The 20,889-nt window shown below is 66.4% G+C and carries 11 protein-coding genes; 2 read left to right on the forward strand and 9 right to left on the reverse strand.

The genetic code is table 11. The features are described from left to right. Positions 1–6 precede the first annotated feature (6 nt). From K5K93_RS03340 to K5K93_RS03365, 6 genes are all read right to left on the reverse strand, one after another. The gene (locus tag K5K93_RS03340; RefSeq protein ID WP_222389768.1) at positions 7–2,625 is read right to left on the reverse strand and encodes a glycoside hydrolase family 2 protein; all 2,619 of its coding nucleotides are present in this window, start codon (positions 2,623–2,625) and stop codon (positions 7–9) included. A 101-nt stretch (positions 2,626–2,726) separates the two neighbouring features. After that, entirely contained in the window at positions 2,727–3,953 is a 1,227-nt protein-coding gene (locus K5K93_RS03345; protein ID WP_222389770.1) for an AGE family epimerase/isomerase, read from the reverse strand. Then, positions 3,950–4,945 carry a carbohydrate kinase gene (locus tag K5K93_RS03350; protein ID WP_222389771.1) on the reverse strand — a complete coding sequence of 332 codons (996 nt, stop codon included), beginning with the start codon at positions 4,943–4,945 and terminating at the stop codon, positions 3,950–3,952. The genes K5K93_RS03345 and K5K93_RS03350 overlap by 4 nt, the downstream gene beginning before the upstream one ends. Before the next feature lie 7 nt (positions 4,946–4,952). After that, complete coding sequence (fucP, locus tag K5K93_RS03355) at positions 4,953–6,266, reverse strand: L-fucose:H+ symporter permease (RefSeq protein WP_025874796.1); 1,314 nt, start codon at positions 6,264–6,266, stop codon at positions 4,953–4,955. A 75-nt stretch (positions 6,267–6,341) separates the two neighbouring features. Then, positions 6,342–7,391 carry a LacI family DNA-binding transcriptional regulator gene (locus K5K93_RS03360; RefSeq protein ID WP_025874798.1) on the reverse strand — a complete coding sequence of 350 codons (1,050 nt, stop codon included), beginning with the start codon at positions 7,389–7,391 and terminating at the stop codon, positions 6,342–6,344. A 96-nt stretch (positions 7,392–7,487) separates the two neighbouring features. Next, positions 7,488–9,926, reverse strand: a complete 2,439-nt coding sequence (locus tag K5K93_RS03365; protein ID WP_032951780.1) for a GH92 family glycosyl hydrolase — start codon at positions 9,924–9,926, stop codon at positions 7,488–7,490. A 1,124-nt stretch (positions 9,927–11,050) separates the two neighbouring features. On the opposite strand from K5K93_RS03365, the gene K5K93_RS03370 reads away from it, so the two are divergent. Together K5K93_RS03370 and K5K93_RS03375 are read left to right on the forward strand one after the other, a co-directional pair. Beyond that, the gene (locus K5K93_RS03370) at positions 11,051–14,128 is read left to right on the forward strand and encodes a TonB-dependent receptor (protein ID WP_222389773.1); all 3,078 of its coding nucleotides are present in this window, start codon (positions 11,051–11,053) and stop codon (positions 14,126–14,128) included. Between the two features lie 162 nt (positions 14,129–14,290). Next, positions 14,291–14,485: a heavy-metal-associated domain-containing protein gene (locus K5K93_RS03375; protein ID WP_222389775.1), complete on the forward strand. Its 195-nt coding sequence runs from the start codon at positions 14,291–14,293 to the stop codon at positions 14,483–14,485. Between the two features lie 77 nt (positions 14,486–14,562). On the opposite strand, the gene cueR is transcribed toward K5K93_RS03375, so the two are convergent. The 3 genes from cueR to K5K93_RS03390 form a co-directional block, all read right to left on the reverse strand. Beyond that, complete coding sequence (cueR, locus tag K5K93_RS03380) at positions 14,563–15,015, reverse strand: Cu(I)-responsive transcriptional regulator (RefSeq protein WP_025874806.1); 453 nt, start codon at positions 15,013–15,015, stop codon at positions 14,563–14,565. A gap of 12 nt (positions 15,016–15,027) precedes the next feature. Further along, positions 15,028–17,529, reverse strand: a complete 2,502-nt coding sequence (locus K5K93_RS03385; protein WP_222389777.1) for a heavy metal translocating P-type ATPase — start codon at positions 17,527–17,529, stop codon at positions 15,028–15,030. 186 nt (positions 17,530–17,715) lie between these two features. Beyond that, positions 17,716–20,673 (reverse strand): TonB-dependent receptor, encoded by a 2,958-nt coding sequence (locus K5K93_RS03390; RefSeq protein WP_222389780.1) that lies wholly within the window; start codon positions 20,671–20,673, stop codon positions 17,716–17,718. Positions 20,674–20,889 lie beyond the last annotated feature (216 nt).

Below are 20,889 nucleotides of genomic sequence, written 5' to 3' on the forward strand. Positions count from 1 at the left end.
CGCTGCTCAACGATCGTTGAGGGTCTTCACCTTCAAGGCCTCGCGCAGCGCAGCCAGATCCACCGGGCCACGCACGGCCATGTCACGGGTTTCGCCCGGCAGCAGGTCCAGCAGGTTGTCTTCCACCTGCACGTCGAGCGCGCCGAAATCGATCCAGGCTGCGCGCACCAGCGCAGTGCTGTGCAGCCGCAGGCGATAATGGTCACCGTCGATCGCCAGCGTTGACGTCAACTGCTGGCGTGGCAGCACCTGGTCCTTGGCTTCAACGAAGCCGACCACCTGCCGCGCCGTCACCTTGCCATCCTGCAGCAGTTCGAACACCGCCACCGTCCGCGCCGGATCGGCGCCGGCCAGCAGCTCGGCATCCGCGTAGGTGCCGATATCGGTCACCCCGGCGGCAGCCAGGGTCACCGCCTGCTCGCGTCGGCGCAGCACCTTGCCCTCCACGTCCATCACCCGCAGGCGCCAACGTGCATCCAGCGCGGCACCATCGTTGATCAGGTGCACGCGGGTACTGCCTTCATCGCGCAGTGCGGCCACCGTAACCGGCGCGAAGAAGCGCCGCGCGGCATAGTGCAGCGCCTTCCAGCGACCGAAGTAGTCCACGCTCGACCACGATGCCCCCGGCCAGACATCGTTGAGCTGCCAGTAAAGCGAGCCCATCGTGTAGGGCCGCGAAGCGCGATGGTGCAGCGCCGCCAGGGCGATGCCATCGGCCTGCATCACCTGGCTCAGGTAGACGAAGTCCTCGAAGTCCTTCGGCGTGCCGTAGCCCAGTTCGATGTAGTGCAGCAGGCGTGTATTGCCCTCCCCGGCCATGAACTTCTGGTGCGCGCGGATCACCGGGCTGTCGATGCGCTGTTCGGCACGCGTGGCGATCTGGTCCACCGTCGCCACCGCCGGCCAGGCCTGCAGGCCGTACTCGGACATGAAGCGCGGCGTCTCGCGCAGATAGGCCTGCACCGGCAATGCCGGATTGCCCCACACCTGCCAGTAATGCTTGTCGCCACGGGTGGAGTCGTTGGCCTTCTCGTCCAGGTCGTTGCTGGGCGAACTGGACCAGTACGGCACGCCCAACCCATCTTCGCTCACCACCTGGCGCAGGTCGTTGCCGAACAGGTCGACGTAGCCCTGCCAGACCTTCGCTGCGAACGCCGGATCGGCGGACTTCAGGTCACGGCCGTGGCCCCAGTCCTTCCACGCCGTCTCTTCCTCGTTGTTGCCACACCACAGCACGATGCTGGGATGGTGGCGCAGCCGGCGCACGTTGTCGCGCGCCTCGGCGACCACGCTGGCGCGGAATGCCGGGTCGTAACCCGGCTGCATGCCACCGCCGAACATGAAGTCCTGCCAGACCAGCAGGCCCAGTTCGTCGGCGATGTCGAAGAACGCATCGTCTTCGTAGTAGCCGCCGCCCCAGTTGCGCAGCATGTTCATGTTGGCATCGCGCGCGGCGACCAGTACCTGGCGCAGGCGCGCAGCATCCACGCGCGCGGGGAAGGCGTCGAAGGGGATCACGTTCGCGCCCTTGGCGAAGATCGGCAACCCGTTGATGACGAAGGCGAAGCCCTGCCCTCCCTTGCCGTCCTGCTCGCGGCGCAGTTCGACGGTGCGCAGGCCAATGCGCTGTTCGCGTGCCAGCACCGGATCGGCACTGCCGTCCAGGCGCGCCTGCACGGTGTAGCGGTCCTGCGCACCATGGCCGACCGGCCACCAGCGCCGCGGCTTGGCCAGTTCAACCGGCACCTCCACGCTGTTCTGGCCGGGCTTCAGTTCGACCGTGCGCTGCACCCGTGCAACGCTGCGGCCGTCGGGATCCCGCACTTCAACGTCCACCGCAATCGGAGCGGCGACCGCGTCCTGCTCCACCTGCAGCAATACCGCCAGCTTTGCGTTTTCTGCATCAAGCGCATCAGTGCGTACGGCCACATCGGTCAACCGATGCGCATCCCATGCCTGCAGGTCAACGCCCCGCCAGACGCCGGCAGTGACATAGCGCGGGCCCCAGTCCCACCCGAAGTGGTACGCCGGCTTGCGCGCGAAGTTGCCGACCATCGCGTCCTTGGGTTCATCGCCGTAGGGCGAAGGATAATTGCCGGCAATCCTGTGCGGCATCGCCTGCACGCCGGGCAGCAGCGTGCGGATCGGCGAACGGAACACGATCTGCAGCTCATTGCCCTTCGCACGCAGGCGACCTTCAACGCGGGCGCGCCAGGTGCGGTGGGCATTGTCGGCGCGCAGCAGTGGCTTGCCGTTGAGCGTCACCTCGGCATAGGTGTCCAGGCCGTCGAAGCGCAGCTCGGCATGGGCCTTGGCCAAGGTGGCAGCGTCCACATCGAAACGGGCGCGGTACTCCCAGTCGGCCAGACCGATCCACTGCAGCTCGGCTTCTGGCGCGCCAACGTAGGGATCGCGGATCAGCTCATGCGCCAGCAGATCGGTGTGCACGCTGCCTGGCACCGTGGCTGCGCGCCACTGCTGCAGGCCAGGATGGGCCGCGCCCTGCGCGTCACCGGGCAGCAGCCGGAACTCCCATTGCGCCTGCAGCGGTGCGGCGCCTGCCGGGAAGGCGCCAAGGGCGATCATCAACAGCAGCAGACGGACAGCGAGGGGAAGGCGATGCACGTGATGCTCCTGTTTTTCCGCCGGGTATGACCCGGCGCTACCAATGCCACACGCCACGGCAGCGCCGGACCACGTCCGGCGAGCACGCAGCGCGGCAGACCTCAACGCACGACGTTCAGCACTTCGTAGCACGCACCCATGGTGTGGTAATCCACCTTGCCGGCCGGGCTCTTCTCATCGCTGTACTTGCGGTTGTCGGCGTCGAGGATGCGGAACCATGCGCCGTATCGATGGTCGACGAAGTGCTCCCACGAGTACACCCAGATACGGTCGTACCACTGCCAATAGCGGTCGTCGCCGGTGCGCGCGGCCATCAGCGCGGCGGTGGCCAGGGTCTCGGCCTGCACCCAGAAATACTTGTCGTCGTCACAGACGAAGCTGTCACCGCCGATCGGCGCGCCGTCCATGCCCGGCTGCCGGCGCGACTCCGGGGCGAAGCCGTAATACAGGCCGCCGCGCACCTCGTCCCAGCTGCGCTCTACGGCCACATCGAACAGATGCTGCGCGGTCGGCACCAGCCAGTCGGCCTGCACGTGACGGTCCAGGATCAGCAGCAGCTTGGCCCACTCGGTCTGGTGCCCCGGCTGGAAACCCCACGGCCGGAACAGGTGCTTGGGATCGTCCAGGTTGTAGTCCCAGTCGATGTTCCAGTTGACGTCGTAGTGTTCCCAGACCAGACCGCCGGCCTTTGCCGCCTGGCGGCGGGTCATGTTGTCGGCCAGCTGCAGCGCGCGCTCGACATAGCGCTGCTCGCCACTGGCCTCAAACGCGGCCAGCATCGCCTCGCACATGTGCATGTTGGCGTTCTGGCCGCGGTAGCCGGTGAAGTTCCACTGGCCGTCGGCCTCGTCCCTGTACAGGCCGTGCTCGGCTTCCCAGAAGCGCGCCTGCAGCAGCTGCCAGGTTTCGTCCATCCACGCGCGGGCTTCTTCGATGCCTGCCTTCAACGCACAGCTGTAGGCGAGCAGCACGAAGGCCACGCCGTAGCAGTGGTTCATGTCGTCCTCTACCACACCGTCGCGCAGGGTCCAGGCGTAGCCGCCGGTAGCCGGGTTGCGGTGAACCTCGCGCAGGTAGCGCACCCCGTGCTCGACCGCGTCGCGATACTCGGCGTTGCCGAATTCGCGGTAGGCCATGGCGTAGTTGAAGACGAAGCGGGTGCTGCTCACCAGATGACGATGGCTGGCATCGTAGATGCTGCCGTCGTCACGGAAGTAATGGAAGAAGCCGCCCTCCGGGTCGATGCAGCGCGGATGGTAGAACGCCATCGTGTCGGCGATGTGGGCGCGCAGGAACGCGGGGGAACGGAAATCGGGCGAGGTGCTCATGCGGGGAGATCCTGTAGCTGCAGCAGCTGCTGCACTTCATCGAACGAGGGCATCGCAGCGAACGCGCCCTTGCGGGTCACCGCCAGTGCGCCAACGGCGGCGCCGAAGCGCAGCGTGGCGGCGATCGCCTGCGGGTCCTGGCAGAACGCGGCAAAACCCGCACCTGCCCCACCCCGCTCCAGCAGGCCAACCAGCACGCCGCCGACGAAGGCATCACCGGCAGCGGTGGTGTCCACGGTGGCGACGCGGAAACTGCTGACCTTGCCCTGCGTTTTACGGGTATACCAATGCAGCGTGGCGGCGCCGTCGGTGATGATCACCCAGCGTGCCTGCGCGGCCAGCAGGCGACGCAGCACCAGCGCCTCGCCGTCATCGCCCAGCGGGGCGGCGAGGTAGTCCAGTTCCTCGCGCGACAGCTTGACCAGGTCGGCGCGCTCCAGCGCCTGCCACAGGCGCGGTGTCGGGTCGACATCGGCCGGCCACAGCGCCGGACGCAGGTTGAGATCCAGGCTGACCACCGCGCCGGCCGCACGCGCACGGTCCATGCCGGCGAACGTCGCTTCGGCGATGTCCGCTTCGGTCAGGCTGTTGGAACAGGCGTGGAAACACTGCGCGCCATCGAAGCAGCCGGCCTGGAAATCGCTGTCACGGAACAGCAGGTCGGCGGCAGGCGGACGGTAGAAGCTGAAGCTGCGTTCGCCGCCCGCGTCCAGTGCAACGAAGGCCAGCGCGGTTTTGGCCGCGTCGGTACGCACGATGTAGTCGGTGCCGACGCCGTGTTCGCTCAGGCTCTCCGCCAGGAAGTCGCCGAACATGTCGCGGCCGAGCATGCCGACGAACTGGGTCTTCGCGCCCAGCCGCGCGGCGGCCACCGCGACGTTGGCCGGTGCACCTCCGGCGTACTGCAGGAACGCGCGCGGGGTATCGGCCGAGGCCGGCGGTTGCGCTAGTAGATCGATCAAAATTTCGCCGAAGCAGACGATGGAACCCATTTTCGACTCAGCCTCCCTGCGTGCCAGCAGCCGGCGCGCGGGCGCCGACCAGTCCGTAGAAAATGATGTAGCCGTAGCACAGCAGCGGCAGGATGAAGCTGGCCTGCACGCCGATGTGGTCAGCCAGGACGCCCTGCAGGTATGGCACCACCGCGCCACCGACAATGGCCATGATCAGCAGGCTCGAACCCTTGCTGGTCAGCGGGCCCAGGCGCTCGATGCTGAGCGCGAAGATGGTCGGGAACATGATCGAATTGAACAGGCCGATCGCCACCACCGAGTACAGCGCGACATTGCCGGAGGTCATCATGGTCAGCGTCAGCAGGCCCACGTTGACCAGCGCGAAGATCGCCAGCAGGCGGCTCGGCGAGAAGCGCGCCAGCAGCGCCGAACCGGCGAAGCGACCGATCATCGCCATCGTCCAGTAGGCCGACACATAGTGGGTGGCTTCCTGCTCGCTGAAGCCGCCGATGGTGGGCATCGACAGGTAGTTGACCAGGAAGCTGCCGATCGATACTTCAGCACCGACGTAGAAGAAGATGCCGAGCACGCCCAGCAGCAGGTGGCGCTTGCGCAGCGCATCCAGATAGCTGTGCTGATGCCCCTGGTCAGCCTGTTCGGTAGTGTCGTTCAACGCCGGCAGGCGGAACAGGAACACGAACAGGGCCAGCAGCACCAGCGCCACGGCCAAGCCGACGTAGGGGCCCTGTACCGCGTGCGCCTCGGCGGTACGGTAGGCGAGCTGCTCGGCGGCCGGCAGCGCGGCGATCTGCTCGCCGCTCATGGCCGTGTTGGACAGGATCAGCATGCCGCCGAAGATCGGCGCGATGGCCGTACCCAGCGAGTTCAGCGCCTGCGCCAGGGTCAGGCGGCTGGAACTGGTCTGCTCCGGACCAAGCAGCGCGACATACGGGTTGGCCGCCACCTGCAGCACGGTGATGCCGGTGGCCAGCACGAACAATGCACCGAGGAAGGCGCCATAGACGCGCAGCTCAGCAGCCGGCCAGAAGCCCAGCGCACCGATGCCGGCGATCACCAGGCCGGCGACGATGCCCTTCTTGTAACCCAGCGCTGCCACCAGCCGCCCGGCCGGCAGCGACATCAGGAAGTAGGTGCCGAAGAAGGTGAACTGCACCAGCATTGCCTTGGCGTAGTTCAGCTCGAACACCGCCTTCAGATGCGGAATCAGGATGTCGTTGAGGCAGGTCAGGAAGCCCCACATGAAGAAGATGGTGGTGACCACGGCCAGCGCCTTGCCGTTGGTGACGGCAGGCTGGTTGCCCGGGGAACCCGATGGGCGGGGCGTTGCGGAGATCGGCATGCGGTACGCGCCTCGATGCGCGAAAGGTCGTTGGTACGTGGAAGGGTGCAATCAGTTCAGGTGCGAAGCATCAATTCAATTCGGACGTGCGGCGCTGCTTTCGCGGATGCGCAACTGTACCGGGGCGACCGTGCGCCGTGGTGGCGCGTCCGGTTCCTCCAGCCGCTGCAGCAGCAGCGAGGCCGCCTGCCGCCCGCGTTCGCGCGGGTCGGCCGTCAGTGTGGTCAACGGCGGCACGGCAACCGACGCTTCGGAAATATCGTCGAAGCCGGTCACCGCGAAGTCACCGCCGGGACGGATGCCGCGCGAGTTCAGGCCCAGCATCAGGCCCAGCGCGACGGTGTCGTTGTAGCAGACCGCTGCGCTCGGCCGATGGCCGTCGACGAACAGTTCATCGGTGCGCGCGGCCGCTTCCAGGCGGTTGGGTGCAGATTCGATCATCCAGCCCGGCGGCAATGCCAACCCGGCTTCGGCCAGTGCCTGCTGGAAACCGGCACGACGCTGGTGGCAGGAACTCGATGCCGCGTGGCCACCGAAGAATGCGATCTGGCGATGGCCGCGCTCGATCAGGTGACGGGTGGCCAGGTAGGCACCATGCTGGTTGTCCAGGGTCAGGAAGTCCCAGTCGGCGCCCTCCAGTTCGCGGTTGAACAGCAGTACGTTGGCGTTGGCGCCCAGCACCTGCCGCAGCAGCGTGGCATCGCTGCCCTCGGCCGGCGACAGGATCAGGCCGGCAGGCGTGTGTTCCATCAGCGTGGACAGCACCGCCTGCTGCCGCTCGGGCGACTCGCCGGTACTGCCGAGCAGGGTCACGTAGCCGCGTCCGCCCAGTGCCTCGTCCACACCCGAAGCGAATTCGGCGAAGAACGGGTTGGACAGATCGTTGATGACCAGGGCGATGCTGGAGGACGTGCGCCGCCGCAGGTTCGCTGCAGCGCGGTTGTAGACGTAACGCTGGCGGCGCAGCTCAGCCTCGACCCGGGCGCGGGTATCGACGTTGACCAGCGGGCTGCCGCGCAGCACCAGCGACACGGTCGCGCGCGAAACGCCGATGGCACGGGCGATGTCGGTCACCGTCACCGCCTTGCCGGAACGCTTGCTGGAACTGTCGCTGTTGTCGTTCATCGTCTTCCCGCACTCCGATGGATGCTCAAGCCTAATGGATCGCGGCCCCGCCGTGCCGTGCCGTTCGCTGGGTTGCCTCGAACGGCACAGCCCGGCTCAGTGCAGCTGGCTGCCCGGTGCCGCGCACCAGGACACCGGCAGGTCCTTGACCGCGGTGCCCCAGCCCTCGGTCGGCGCCCGCCCGTCCAGCGCGAAGCGCAGCTTCGGGCCCTGCTGCAGCTGGCTCCAGCCCAGCCATACCGGGGCATGTGCCTGGCCGTCGACCTGCACGCCCTGCACGTACTGCAGGCGGCGGCCATCGGCGCCAGGTGCCTCGATGCGCAGGGTGCGGCCATTGCCCAGCTCGACCTCGACCTTGGCAAAGCGCGGCGTATGCAGCAGGAACTCGCCGCTGCCCGGCACCGCCGGGTATACGCCGATCGCACTGAACAGGTACCAGGCCGACATCGTGCCGAGGTCATCGTTGCCGGTCACGCCGTTGGGTGCATTGGTGAACAGCTGCTGCGCTGCACGCACCACTGCTGCGGTCTTCCACGGCTGGCCGATCAGCGTGTACAGCCACGGCGAATGCAGGTCGGGCTCGTTGTTGGGGTTGTAGCGGAACTGGTTGTAATAGCTGTACGGCCCGACCACCCACTCCTTGCGGGCGGCATTGAGGGGGTCGGCCTGCAGAGCGTCCATGGCGAAGAAAGCATCCAGGCGGCGGCCGGCCTGTTCGCGGCCGTCCATCGCTTCGACCAGGCCCGGCACGTCCTGCTGCGCCAGCCACTGGTACTGCCACGCCGTGCCTTCATGGAAACCGTGATGCGAGCGTGGGCTGTAATGGCCATCGGCCGGTGTGTACCACTGGCCGTCTTCGGTACGCGGGCGCGGGAAGCCGGTGAAGCCGGTCTCGGCGTCGCGCACCTGCGGGTCCCATACCTTGCGCCAGTTGCGGCCGCGCTCACGCAGGACCGCCGCATCCTGGGCATGGCCGAGCCCATCGGCCATCTGCGAAAGCGCGCAGTCGGCCAGTGCGTACTCCAGCGTTGCCGAACCACCATGGTGGGGATCGACATCCATGCCCTTGGACGGGAACGCGCGATCGTAGACCACGTAGCCCTTGTCCAGGTAGGTCGGGTTGCCGGAGCGACCGGCAGCACGCGAGTTCAGCGGCGGCGTACCGAACGCATTGCGGCGCAGCGCATCCCATGCCTGCCCTTCGCGGCCCTTGAGCGCGCCGAAGCGCCACAGGTCGACCATGAAGGGGGTGACCGGGTCACCGGTCATGATGTTGGTCTCGAAGTTGGCATAGCCCCAGCGCGGCAGCCAGCCGCCCTGCTCATCGATCGCCAGCAGGCTGCGGCCGATGTCGCGCGCCACATCCGGGCGCGTCAGTGCCAGCCATTGGTTCTGTGCACGGTAGGTATCCCACAGCGAGAAGTACTCGTAGTAGGTCCAGCCATCGGCGCGATGGATGCCGTCGTCGTAACCGCGGTAACGGCCGTCGGCATCGCTGCCGGTGAGCGGCTGCAGCAGCGCGTGGTACAGCGCGCTGTAGAACACGGTGCGGTCATCGCCATTGCCGCCCTGCACGCGCACGCGTGCCAGCTGCTCACGCCACGATTGCTGCGACAGCGCGCGCATGCGCTCGAAGCCCAGCAGCGCCCCGCCCTGCATGCCCTCGGCGCGCAGGTTGGTACGCGCACCTTCGGCATCCACATGCGAGATCGCGCTGACGGCGGTGACCGACTGGCCCTTGGCCAGGTCGAAGCTGAGCCACGCGCCGTTGGGCTTCTGTTCGCCTTCCATGCTGTGGCGCGCGCCCGGCAGGCCGCCGCCCTCGCCCCAGGTGCCATGCGCCTTGAACGGGCGGTCGAACTCGATGCGGAACCAGGTGGTGTACTGGTGCCCACCGCAGAAGCTCTTGGTGACCAGCTTGCCTTCCACCACGCGGTCGCCCACCACATCGACCACGCTGCCGATCACCGAGTGGCGCTCGTTGGCCTGACCGACATTCACCAGCACGTGGCCATCGCCCTGGCGCTGGCTGAAGGTGTAACGCTCGGCAGCTGCGCGGGTGCGTGCGGTGGCTTCGGCGTCGATGCCGCCGTAGCTGGTCAGGCGCACCTTGTAGTAGCCGGCCTGGCCGATCTCACCGTCGTGGCTGTAGGCCGACGCATAGGTCTTGTGATTGAAGGCTTTCGCATCGGCGGTATCGAAGTCGCCGCCGGGGCCGATCGAACCGGTCACCGGCAGCACCGAGACCTGCCCGCCCTGCTCCCAGCAACCGGCGCCGGACAGGAAGGAGTGGCCGAAGCCGCGGATCTTGTCGTCGTCGTAGCGCCAGCCCGAATAGTGGCTGCCGATCGGGCTGACCTGGATCAGGCCGAACGGTGCCGAAGCACCGGGGAAGGTGTTGCCGTCATCCTTGCTGCCGATGAAGGTATTCACCTCGCGCTCCAGCGCGGCCGGTGCGGCCTGCAGCCAGGGCGTCACCGCCAGTGCCAGCAGGCAGGCGATGCGGGCCAGGGGCCGATGGGACAATGCCGACAGGCGGCGGGCGGGACGACGGCGGGACAACCTGGTCACGGGCAGGACTCCTTGGCGGCAGGGCGGCAGCGAAGAACCGGCCGCACAGGCCGAGCCCTCGTTTCCATCGGTACAAATCCGCACCCCGGCGGATTTAGATCGATTCAAGTAGAGCATGGGAATTTCGCCCAATGCATTCTGCGGCGCAGCATGAGCGGGGGGGCTTCGGCCGGGCTGCGCCCGGCACCCGCAGAGGCCGGAGCAACGGCGACGGCAACAGCAACGGCTGCATTCCGTGGGGTGGCGGGGTGGGTCCGGTTGCGGGGGACGCCGTAAACCCGTCCCTGGGGGCTTGGCCGCGGCATCCATGCCGCGGACACCCCCGCAACCGGACCCACCCCGCCTTCGACAGTTTTCGGCGATCTGTCGGAATCCTGGTGGGTGTCGGCCTTGGTCGACGCGTAGATCCACGCCACGCTTGGATGCTGTTCGATGAACTACCGAAATATTGATTTCGACGAATTTTATCCACGCAAGGCGTGGATGGATGTACCTACCGATTTCGAAATCATCGATTGGATTTCATCCATGCATGGCATGGATCCACGTGTCGACCAAGGTCGACACCTACCAACAGCAGCGGGAATCTGTCGAAGGTGGGGTGGGTCCGGTTGCGGGGGCGTGAGCGCCATGGATGGCGCGACCGAGCTTACAGGGACGTACTTGCAGCGTCCCCCGCAACCGGACCCACCCCGCCACCCCACGGAATGCAGCCGTTGCTGTTGCCGTCGCCGTTGCTCCGGCCTCTGCGGGTGCCGGGCGCAGCCCGGCCGGCCCACCCCGTCTGCGCATGTAAACGCTTACAGCATTTTCCGCAAAGGGTCATTTGCTCGACACGTCGCTGCCATATTGCGCAGCAACATGCGCCGGCGCGTTGGCCGTGCTAAAAATCGCCCCGCCCATCGCTTAGATCGATCCAAGACGACATCGCGATGGCCCGGGAGTTGGGGAGCAGGACAGGACGTGCCACGCCACTTGCCAGGCGCTCGTTGCATCTGCAGGGCGAAGGCAAGATCGGCATCACGAATTAGATCGATTCAAGTTTCCGCGTCAGTCAGTCACCGGATCAATCCAGGAGAGAGGGAGAGATGGCAATGAAGCATTCAACACGTACGCAGGGCCACGACGCGTTGTCGCTGGCCATCGCGCTGGCCCTGGCCGCCGCCGTCGCCCCGCTTGGCGCTTCCGCGCAGCAAGCGTCAGCAACGACCGGCGCGCAGGACGCCACCACCCTGGACAGCGTCCAGGTCACCGGCTATCGCTACGCGATCGAAAAGAGCCTGCAGCAGAAGCGCGACGCCAACGCCGTGGTCGAAGTGATCACTGCCGAGGACGTTGGCAAGTTCCCCGACAAGAACGTGGCTGACGCGCTGCAGCGCGTGCCCGGCGTGGTCATCACCCGCAGCGGTGGCGAAGGCAAGTCGGTCAGCGTGCGCGGCCTCGCGCCCGACCTGACCCTGACCCAGTTGAACGGCAACTACGTCGCCTCGTCGGAAACCAACAACGAAGCTACCCGCTCGTTCAACTACACCCTGCTGCCGTCGAACATGCTGTCCAGCGCCGAGCTGTTCAAGTCGCCGGAAGCGCGCATCGACGAAGGCGGCATCGGCGGCACGGTGATCCTGCATACCCGCCGCCCGCTGGAGATGGAAGCCAACTCCGGCTACGTCAACCTGGAAGGCACTTCGTCCGATACCAGCCACGACGTCGACCCGCAGGTGTCGGCGCTGTACTCCTGGCACAGCAAGGACGAGCGCTTCGGCGTGCTGGTCGGCGTGACCCAGCAGAAGCGTACCAGCCGCACCATGGAGACCAGCACCGAGGACTACCAGTGGTACGGCAACAACACCACTGCGCGCGATGCCAACGGCAACCTGCTGGAACAGGATGGCATCCACTACTGGTGGGGCCAATCCGGTTTCAACAACCAGACCGGCACGAACTACAGTGAATTCTTCATGCCGACCTCGGTGAACTTCGCGGTGAAGGAAGAGAAGCGCGAGCGCAAGGGCGGCCAGCTGACCTTCCAGTTCAAGCCGATCGACAACCTGACCCTGACCGCGAACTACTTCCGCTTCGAACTGCAGGGTGACTACACCCAGAACATGCTGAAGGTGCCGGAGTGGAACCTGGCCCGCTACAACGGCGATGGCAACTGGGCCGGTGGGCGCCTGCTCAACGGGCTGAGCTTCGATCCCAGTGGCAGCATCGTCACCGGCGCGCAGTACGAAAAGCTTGCCGGCAAGACCTATTACTGCAGCGAAGACCAGGCCGCCGCGGCTGGCCTGCCGCCGGGTGGCTGGGGTCCGGATGACTGCACCATCCCCACCCCGCAGCTGACCGGTGGCTACAGCAAGGAAAAGGCGCTTTCGCAGACGGCCGACCTGACCGTCGACTGGGACATCAGCCCGCTGTGGAAGGCCAGCTTCACCGGCGGCCGCACCTGGTCCAAGGGTGGCCCGTCGATGAATTTCCGCATGTCGGCCAAGCCCCGCCGCAAGGTCGGTGACCAGTGGCAGGCGGGCAACCAGTACACCGCGTGGGACCTGACCGGCACGCCGTCGCTGACCGTCTCGCCGGACATCCAGCAGCAGCTGATGGCCGGCATCGCCGAGGTCGATACCGGCTCCACCGATTCGTCGTGGATGCAGACCGAGGTCAAGCAGAACTACTTCCAGGCCGACGTCACCAAGATGTTCGAAGCCGGCTGGCTGGATTCCATCCAGTTCGGCGCCAAGTACCGCGACGGCCAGGTGCACCGCAATACCGGCAACACCTACTGGGTCTGCCAGGGCCTGGACCCGGCCGACTATGACAACAATCGTTACCAGGCCGGTTGCGATCCGACCGCAGGCAATGCGCAGCCGGGCTTCTTCCTGTCCAACCCGATCAGCAACATCGCCGGTGGCTTCAATGCCAACGTGTTCCCCGGCATCAACTACCCGGCCTACATCGACTACCTCAACCAGACCTACGGTGGCTCGCACAACCGTACCGAGGAAGACTTTGTCTACGACGTCAACGAGAAGATCTACTCGGGTTACTTCCAGGCCAACTTCCGTACCGACCGCGTGCGCGGCAACGTAGGCGTGCGCGTGGTGCGCACCAAGCAGTTCGCCCAGTCCAGCGATTCGGTCGAACGTTTCAACGACTACTTCGTGGACAACGCCGCGGGTGCGCCGATGAGCTGCGATGACCCGGCTGCCGATCCGAACCTGCGTTGCCAGGGCGGCTTCGTGCGTCTGCCGGACAACCAGGTGCGCGACAAGGTCTATACCCTCAGCTCGCTGGAAAAGACCTATACCGACTTCCTCCCGAGCTTCAACATCGCCTGGGACATCACCGACAACCTGGTGCTGCGCGGCGCCGCGTCGAAGGTGATCGCGCGCCCGGGGTACACCAGCATCGCCTATCCGGGCGGCCTGCAGTACATCAGCCAGGAATACAGCAATGACCGTCGGGTCGCTGGCGGCACCGACACCCCCGGTTGGTACGGCTCGGGCAGCAACAAGGCACTGGAGCCGTTCAAGGCGGTGCAGTTCGACCTTGGCCTGGAGTGGTACTTCAAGCCGGGTTCGGTTGCAGGCGTGGCGTTGTTCCGCAAGAACGTGGACAACTTCACCGTGCCGGTCGTGCGCGACCAGCAGATGAGCGTCGGTGGTGAAACGGTGGTGGTGCAGAAGTACAGCACCGAAGCCAACGGCCGCGACGGTGTGTCGCAGGGCGTGGAGCTGTATGGCCAGTACACCTTCGACTTCGGTCTGGGCGTGCAGGCCAACTACACCTACAACGACACCAACCTGGCCTCGATCGTGCTTGATGGCGAAGAGATCGGTTCCTCGCCGCTGGTCGGCAGCGCCAAGAACCAGGCCAACGTCACCGTGTTCTACGAGAACGAGAAGTTCCTGGCCCGTGCCTCGTACAACCGTCGTGGCGAAGTGGTGGGCGGCCTCAACAACGGCCTGACCACCTACACCAAGCCGTACAGCCAGCTCGATCTGAACGTGGCCTACAACCTCACGCCGGACTGGACCGTGACCGCAGCAGTGCTCAACGCCACCAAGTCCGAGCTGCGCAGCTACATCGGCAACGACAGCCAGGCCCGACTGCTGTCCAACCTGTATGCCGGGCGCCAGCTGTACTTCGGCGTGAACTGGAAGTTCTAAGGCATTACCCCCGCCTGCGGGCGGGGACGATCCTCCACGGCAGCCGCGCTGGTACAGGTGGCTGCCGTTTTTCGTGGCCCCTGCACCGCGGGCCCCCTTGACCCTGCCATCGTTGCAAGGTGCACACTGCCTCCACCCCCAAGTGCATCGAAGGAGCTACAGATGGAATTCCATGTGGAAGGCATGACCTGCGGCGGCTGCGCGCGCAGCGTGACCAAGGCGATCGAGCTGGTCGACCCGGCGGCGACGGTGTCGGCCGACCCGCCCAGCCGCCGCGTGCAGGTGCAGACCTCGGCCAGCGAAGCGCAGATCATTGCAGCGCTGACCGACGCGGGTTTCCCGCCGCGCCCGGCCTGATCGCCTGAGCCACTGCATGAACGATGCCCGCCCCGTGCAACTGCCGGGGCGGGCATTTTCTTTTCCGTATGTCGTCTTCAGGTCCTGCGCGCGCGCCTGCGTACCGCCCCGGTGGGCGCCGCAACCGGCGCAGCGCCCTCCTCGCCTTCGCCCAGCCGCTGCAGGATCGGGCACTCGGGACGATCATCGCCGGCGCAGCAGCTGATCAGTGATTTCAGCGTATCGGCCATCTGCCGCATGTTCTCGATGCGCTGTTCCAGATCATCGATGTGCTGCTCGGCCAGGCGCTTCACATCCGCGCTGTGCCGCGAGGTGTCGTTCCACAGGCCCAGCAGGTCGGTGATCTCGGCCACCGAAAAGCCGAGATCACGCGCGCGACGGATGAAACGCAGCCGGTGCACGTCGGCCTGCGAATAGGCGCGATAGCCCGCGCCGGTGCGGTCAGCTGGCGGAATCAGGCCGATCTGCTCGTAGTAGCGGATCATCTTGGCCGACACGCTGGATGCCTTCGATGCTTCACCGATGTTCATGCCATCACTCCTTTACCGGGCCGCATGGGACGCCTCGACCATCGGTGCCTGGAAGCGCCGCAGGCGCAGCGCATTGCCGAGCACGAACACGCTGGACAGGGCCATGGCACCGGCGGCGAACACCGGCGACAGCAGCACGCCCCATACCGGGTACAGCGCACCCGCCGCGACCGGAATCAACGCGGTGTTGTAGGCGAAGGCCCAGAACAGGTTCTGGCGGATGTTGCCGATGGTCGCCTTCGACAGCGCGATGGCGTTGGGCACGCCCTGCAGGTTGCCGGACATCAGCACCACGTCGGCCGATTCCACCGCGACGTCGGTGCCGGTGCCGATGGCCAGCCCCACATCGGCCTCGGCCAGCGCCGGCGCATCGTTGATGCCATCACCGACGAACGCAATCTGCCCGTAGGCCGCCTTCAACCGGCGCACCGCCTCCACCTTGCCTTCTGGCAACACCTCGGCCACCACTTCATCGATGCCGAGCTGGCGGGCGATGGCCTGCGCGGTAGCGGCGTTGTCACCGGTAATCATGGCCACCTTCAAGCCAAGCTGGTGCAGCGCGGCAATGGCGGCCGGCGTACTCGGCTTGATCGGATCGGAGACGGCGAGGATCGCCGCCAGGCGGCCATCGATGGCGGCATACAGCGGCGACTTTCCTTCGTTGCCGAGGCGGTCGGCCAGCGCAGCGAACATGCCGATGTCCACGGCCAGCGAACGCATGAAGCGATCAGCACCCACTTCCACCCGCGCACCGTCGACGCTGGCACGCACACCCATGCCGGTCACCGACTCGAAATCAATCATCGCCGGCAACGCGATGCCCTCCTCCGTCGCCGCCTCGACAATGGCGCGGGCGATCGGATGCTCCGAGCGCGACTCCACCGCGGCCACCCGCGCCAGTACCTGCGCACGATCGAAGCCGTCGGCGATTTCCAGATCGGTCAGCAGCGGGCGACCTTCGGTCAAGGTGCCGGTCTTGTCCACCGCCACCACCTTGGCGTCCTTCAACCGCTGCAGTGCCTCGCCCTTGCGGAACAGCACGCCCATCTCGGCGCCACGGCCGGTGCCGACCATGATCGAGGTCGGCGTGGCCAGCCCCATCGCGCATGGGCAGGCGATGATCAGCACGGCCACCGCGTTGACCAGCGCGAAGGTCAGCGCCGGCGACGGCCCGAAGATCAGCCACACCAGGAAGGTGGCCAACGCCGCCAGCATCACCGCCGGCACGAACCACAGCGTCACCTTGTCGACCACGGCCTGGATGGGCAGCTTGGAACCCTGTGCCTGTTCAACCAGACGGATGATCTGCGCCAGCATGGTCTGCCCACCTACCGCGGTCGCACGCAGGGTCAGCGCACCCTTCTGGTTGACGGTACCGCCGACCACGCTGCTGCCGGCCGACTTCTCCACCGGGATCGGCTCGCCGGTGATCATCGATTCGTCGACGAAGCTGCGACCGTCGGTCACCTCTGCGTCCACCGGCACGCGCTCGCCCGGACGCACTTCCAGCAGGTCGCCCAGCAGCACCTCGTTGATCGGAATATCGACGATGCGCCCTTCGCGGCCGACGTGTGCCACCTTGGCCTGCAGGTTGACCAGGCGCTTGATCGCCTCCGAGGTGCGGCCTTTCGCGCGCGCCTCCAGGAACCGGCCGAGCAGGATCAGCGCGACGATCACTGCCGCCGCTTCGTAGTAGACATTCACGGTGCCCGGCGGCAGCAGGCGCGGGATGAAGGTGGCCACCACCGAATAGCCGAACGCCGCCGCGGTACCCACCGCCACCAGCGAGTTCATGTCCGGTGCCAGGCGCAGCAGCGCCGGGAAGCCCTTCTGGTAGAAACGCCGGCCGGGAATGGCCAGGACCAGCGTGGTCAGCACGAACTGCAGGTACCAGCTGGCCTGAATGCCGATCGTGGACATCACCCAGTGGTGCATGCCGGGGATCAGGTGCGAGCCCATTTCCAATACGAACACCGGGGCCGCCAGCACGCTGGCCAGGATCAGGTCGCGCTTCAGCGCCACCCGCTCGGCATCCTTCTTTTCAGCCGCTTCCTCGTCGACCTGGGTACCGCCATCGATCGCGCGTGCCGCATATCCAACCTTGTCGATCGCCGCCACCAGTGCCTCGATGCCGGCAACGCCGCGCACGGTCGCACGCTCGGTGGCCAGGTTGACGCTGGCGTGGCTGACGCCCGGCACCGCCAACAGCGCGCGCTCCACGCGGCCGACGCAGGATGCGCAGGTCATCCCTTCCACGGCCAGTTCGGTGGTCGCGGCGGGTACTTCGTAGCCCACCTTCTCCACTGCCTGGATCAGCGCATCGCGGTCGACCGGACCAGAGGAACGGATGTCCGCGCGCTCGGTGGCCAGGTTGACCGACACGCTGGCGACCCCCTCGACCTTGGCCAGGGCCTCTTCAACGCGGCCAACACAGCTGGCGCAGGTCATGCCTTCGATCGGCAGGCTGATGGTGGAAGCCGTCTCGTGGACGGCGGTGGGGCTGGAGGTGCTCATGGCCTGGTTTCCCTGGTTCCATCTGGAGGATGGTGACCAGCCTAGACCTTGCCATCGTGGGAAGGTCAAATCCACCCCACCCCGCCAACGACCCACCCATCCCGCGCGCGCCCAGTAGAGCCACGCCATGCGTGGCTGCCCGTCAAATCGTGGCTGGCGCCGGGCCATGCCCGGCGCCGCCCTCCCTCAGAACGTGAACACATACTCCAGCGCGAACTCGCGCCCCACCGCACCCAGCAGGCGGGTCGGAGCGAAATCGTAGTCGACCTTGTACGGGTCCTTGTGGTTCCAGCTGGTCGCATTGAACGCGTTGTTTACGTACAGATTGACCTTCATGAACTCGGTCACCTGGTAGCCGACGTTGAAGTTCCAGGTAATGAACGGCCCGACCCGGCCGTAATAGCGCGCCGTCTGCTGCCCCGCATTCGGGTTCGGATTGGCCGATCCATCCGGGCGCGTGGCGGGTTCCAGGCAGTTCAGCGACGGGCTGTCGCTGGGCACGTAGCCATCGGCGAATGGCAGGCAGCCGCCGGGGTTGTCCAGGCGGTCGGTGCCCCAGTGGTAGCGCACGCCCGGCACTGAACCGATGCGGTCGGCGTACACGTTCGCATTCCAGTTGCCACCCTGCCACGCCAGGCTGGCGCGCAGCTTGCTGCGCAGGTCACGGTCGCGACGCTCCGGGTTCGGGTCGTTGGCGTAGCGCTGCTCCTTCGTCGAGATCTGGTTGGTGTAGTTCACCCCCAGCTGGAAGCTGCCCCATGCGGCCGTCTCCAGGCGGTAGCGCGCGCTCAGGTCGATGCCGCGCACTTCGCGGCTGGCCAGGTTGAACGGCCCGCGCTCGATCGACACCAGCCGGCCGCTGCTGTCACGGCTCACCCGGGCCAGGATGCCAGCGCAGTAGGCCTCACCCGCCGGGTTCGCCCACGGCGTGCCATCCATGTTCCTGCCGGTCAGGCAGCCGGCCTCACTCGCCAGCACTTCGTCGGCACCGACGTCGACGATCATGTCTTCCAGCGTGATCGCCCAGTAGTCAGCGCTCATCGACAGGTTCGGCAGCACGTCCCACACGAAACCGACCGTCCACGAATCGCCGGTTTCCGAGCGCAGCAGCGGCGTACCCCGGCGGTTCACATCGAACGCGTACCAGACATCGGCATTGCCCACGCCGCAGTTGTTGACCAGGTAGGCGCCGCTCTCGATGCAGCGCAGCCGGTCGTAGGTCAGCACTTCGGAACTGCTGGCCTGCCCCAGCAGGTAGTGCATGTCCGGCGCGTGGAAGCTGGTCGCGTAGGAGCCGCGTACCAGCAGCGACTCGAACGGCCGCCATTCCAGGCCGGCGTTCCAGGTGGTTTCCTTCTGGCTGCCGATATCCAGCGCTTCGCCGCCGCTGTCGGCCTTGTAGCTGCCGTACCGGTCGTAGCGTGCCGCCGCGGTGGCGATCAGGCTGTCGGCCAACGGAATCTTGAACTCGACGCCCGCCGAATAACGCGTACGCTCGCCACCGCCGCGATCGACGTTCTGCAGATCGAAATCGATGCCCGCGCGCGGGTCCGGGCTGAGGTGATAGCCCTGCTTGGCCACTTCGGCTACCGCTGCGAACGAGATCGGACCGGCCCAACCCTGGAACAGTTCACCGGTGATGTCGGCCGACGCCTGGTTGACGTAGGACGACGCACGGTTCTTCGCCACCGTGCCCATCTGCCAGTACTGGTCCGGGGTGATCGGGTTCCACCAGCGCGACTCGTTCAAGGCGTAGATCGCCTCGCCATCGCCGGTGGTGCCCAGCCGTGGGCCGAGGAAGAAGTCGTACGACTTCTGCTCGTCGACCACGTTCTGCCGCTCCTCGACGCGGTAGTAGGAACGGCCGACCGTGGCGCTCCAGTCGAAGCGATCGGCCAGGCGCCCGCGCAGGCCTGCGCTGATATCCCACGACAACTCGCGGTTGGTATTGCGCAGCGTGTCCAGGCCACCGACTTCGTTCGGGGTGAACTGGCGCACGCCGAGCACCGGGCGATTGCGGTTGGCATCCCAGTAGTAACCGTTGGCATCGTCGATCAGCGACACGCTCGGCGGATTGGTGCCCCAGATCGCCTCGGAACGGTAGACCGCCAGGTTGCTCCAGGCCTGCAGATCGTTGCCGAAATCGAAGGTGGCATACAGGTTGCCCGACAGGTTCTCCGAGCCTCCGGTCAACAGCCAGTTGGCGTAGTCGGCGCTCATGCCGCAGAGGCGGCCGGTGTTGCTCACCGTATTGGCGTTGTAGTTGTAGACCAGGCGGTCGGCGGTGTAGTACTCGCCAGCAAATTTCTCGCAGGTGCCGTCCGGCGGCGCCAGGCGCTGGCCGTTGCTGGGGTCGATCAACGCCAGGCCAGCGGCGGGACGGAAACCGACCTTGCGCTGTTCCATGTTCCAGGACGGGTACAGCGCATCGTCGGCGTCGTCCATCTGCGGCCGGTCACGGCCGAACAGCGGATCGCGCTTGGTGTACTGCAGGGCGTAGGTCACGCTCCAGTTGTCGCCGGTCTTGCCGCCCGCCCAGGACAGATCCCATGTATCACGCCCGCCTTCGGTGGAGGTGCCGCCGCGCACGCGCACCTCGTCGCCGTCGTAGTTGGTCTTGAGGATGACGTTGACCACGCCGGCGATGGCGTCCGAACCGTAGATCGCCGAGGCGCCGCCAGTCAGCACTTCGATGCGTTCGACCGCCGCCGCCGGAATGTTGCTGTAGTTGGAGAAATTGGTCTCGCCGCCATAGGGCAGCGGATAGTCGGCCACGCGGCGGCCATTGACCAGCAGCAGGCTGCGGTTGGGGCCCATGCCGCGCAGGTTCAGGCCACTCGCATTGGGGGTGTGCGAGCCCCACTGCGACGCCGCCTCGACCGTGCCGGTCGCCTCGGTCAGGGTCTTCAGTGCGTCGTAGACGGTGACGAAGCCTTCCTTCTGGATCTGTGCGGCGCTGATCACGTTGACCGGGGCCGGGCCCTCGACGCTGGCACGCTTGATGCGCGAACCGGTGACGGTGACCGCATCAAGATCCTTGGTGGGCGACGGGGCCGCGTCCTGTGCGCCAGCGGCGAACGGCAGCAGGGCCAGGGCGAGGGCGTGGGACAGCAGATGACGGCGGTTGCGGACGGACTGAGCCATGGGTGGTTGCTCTTGGATGGTGGACGCGCGGTCGGATGGCGATCCCGGGCGTTGAATCGATCCATCTCGATTCGACCGCCCTCCCCTGTGGATCGATCCAAACTAAAGCACAGCTGAACCACGCCCAGCATGCGGCGGCGCAGCATCCGCCCGACACGCGTCGTTATCGCCTGTTGGGCTGCAGATGAATCAATGGGTTGCACGACATCATTATGG

Source organism: Stenotrophomonas sp. DR822 (genome assembly GCF_019793815.1).
GTDB lineage: Bacteria > Pseudomonadota > Gammaproteobacteria > Xanthomonadales > Xanthomonadaceae > Stenotrophomonas > Stenotrophomonas indicatrix.

Coding starts and splice junctions, on each gene's coding strand:
- K5K93_RS03345 (WP_222389770.1), bottom strand. CDS start 3,953: ATGAGCACCTCGCCCGATTTCCGTTCCCCCGCGTTCCTGCGCGCCCAC.
- K5K93_RS03350 (WP_222389771.1), bottom strand. CDS start 4,945: ATGGGTTCCATCGTCTGCTTCGGCGAAATTTTGATCGATCTACTAGCG.
- fucP (WP_025874796.1), bottom strand. CDS start 6,266: ATGCCGATCTCCGCAACGCCCCGCCCATCGGGTTCCCCGGGCAACCAG.
- K5K93_RS03360 (WP_025874798.1), bottom strand. CDS start 7,391: ATGAACGACAACAGCGACAGTTCCAGCAAGCGTTCCGGCAAGGCGGTG.
- K5K93_RS03370 (WP_222389773.1), top strand. CDS start 11,051: ATGGCAATGAAGCATTCAACACGTACGCAGGGCCACGACGCGTTGTCG.
- K5K93_RS03375 (WP_222389775.1), top strand. CDS start 14,291: ATGGAATTCCATGTGGAAGGCATGACCTGCGGCGGCTGCGCGCGCAGC.
- cueR (WP_025874806.1), bottom strand. CDS start 15,015: ATGAACATCGGTGAAGCATCGAAGGCATCCAGCGTGTCGGCCAAGATG.
- K5K93_RS03385 (WP_222389777.1), bottom strand. CDS start 17,529: ATGAGCACCTCCAGCCCCACCGCCGTCCACGAGACGGCTTCCACCATC.
- K5K93_RS03390 (WP_222389780.1), bottom strand. CDS start 20,673: ATGGCTCAGTCCGTCCGCAACCGCCGTCATCTGCTGTCCCACGCCCTC.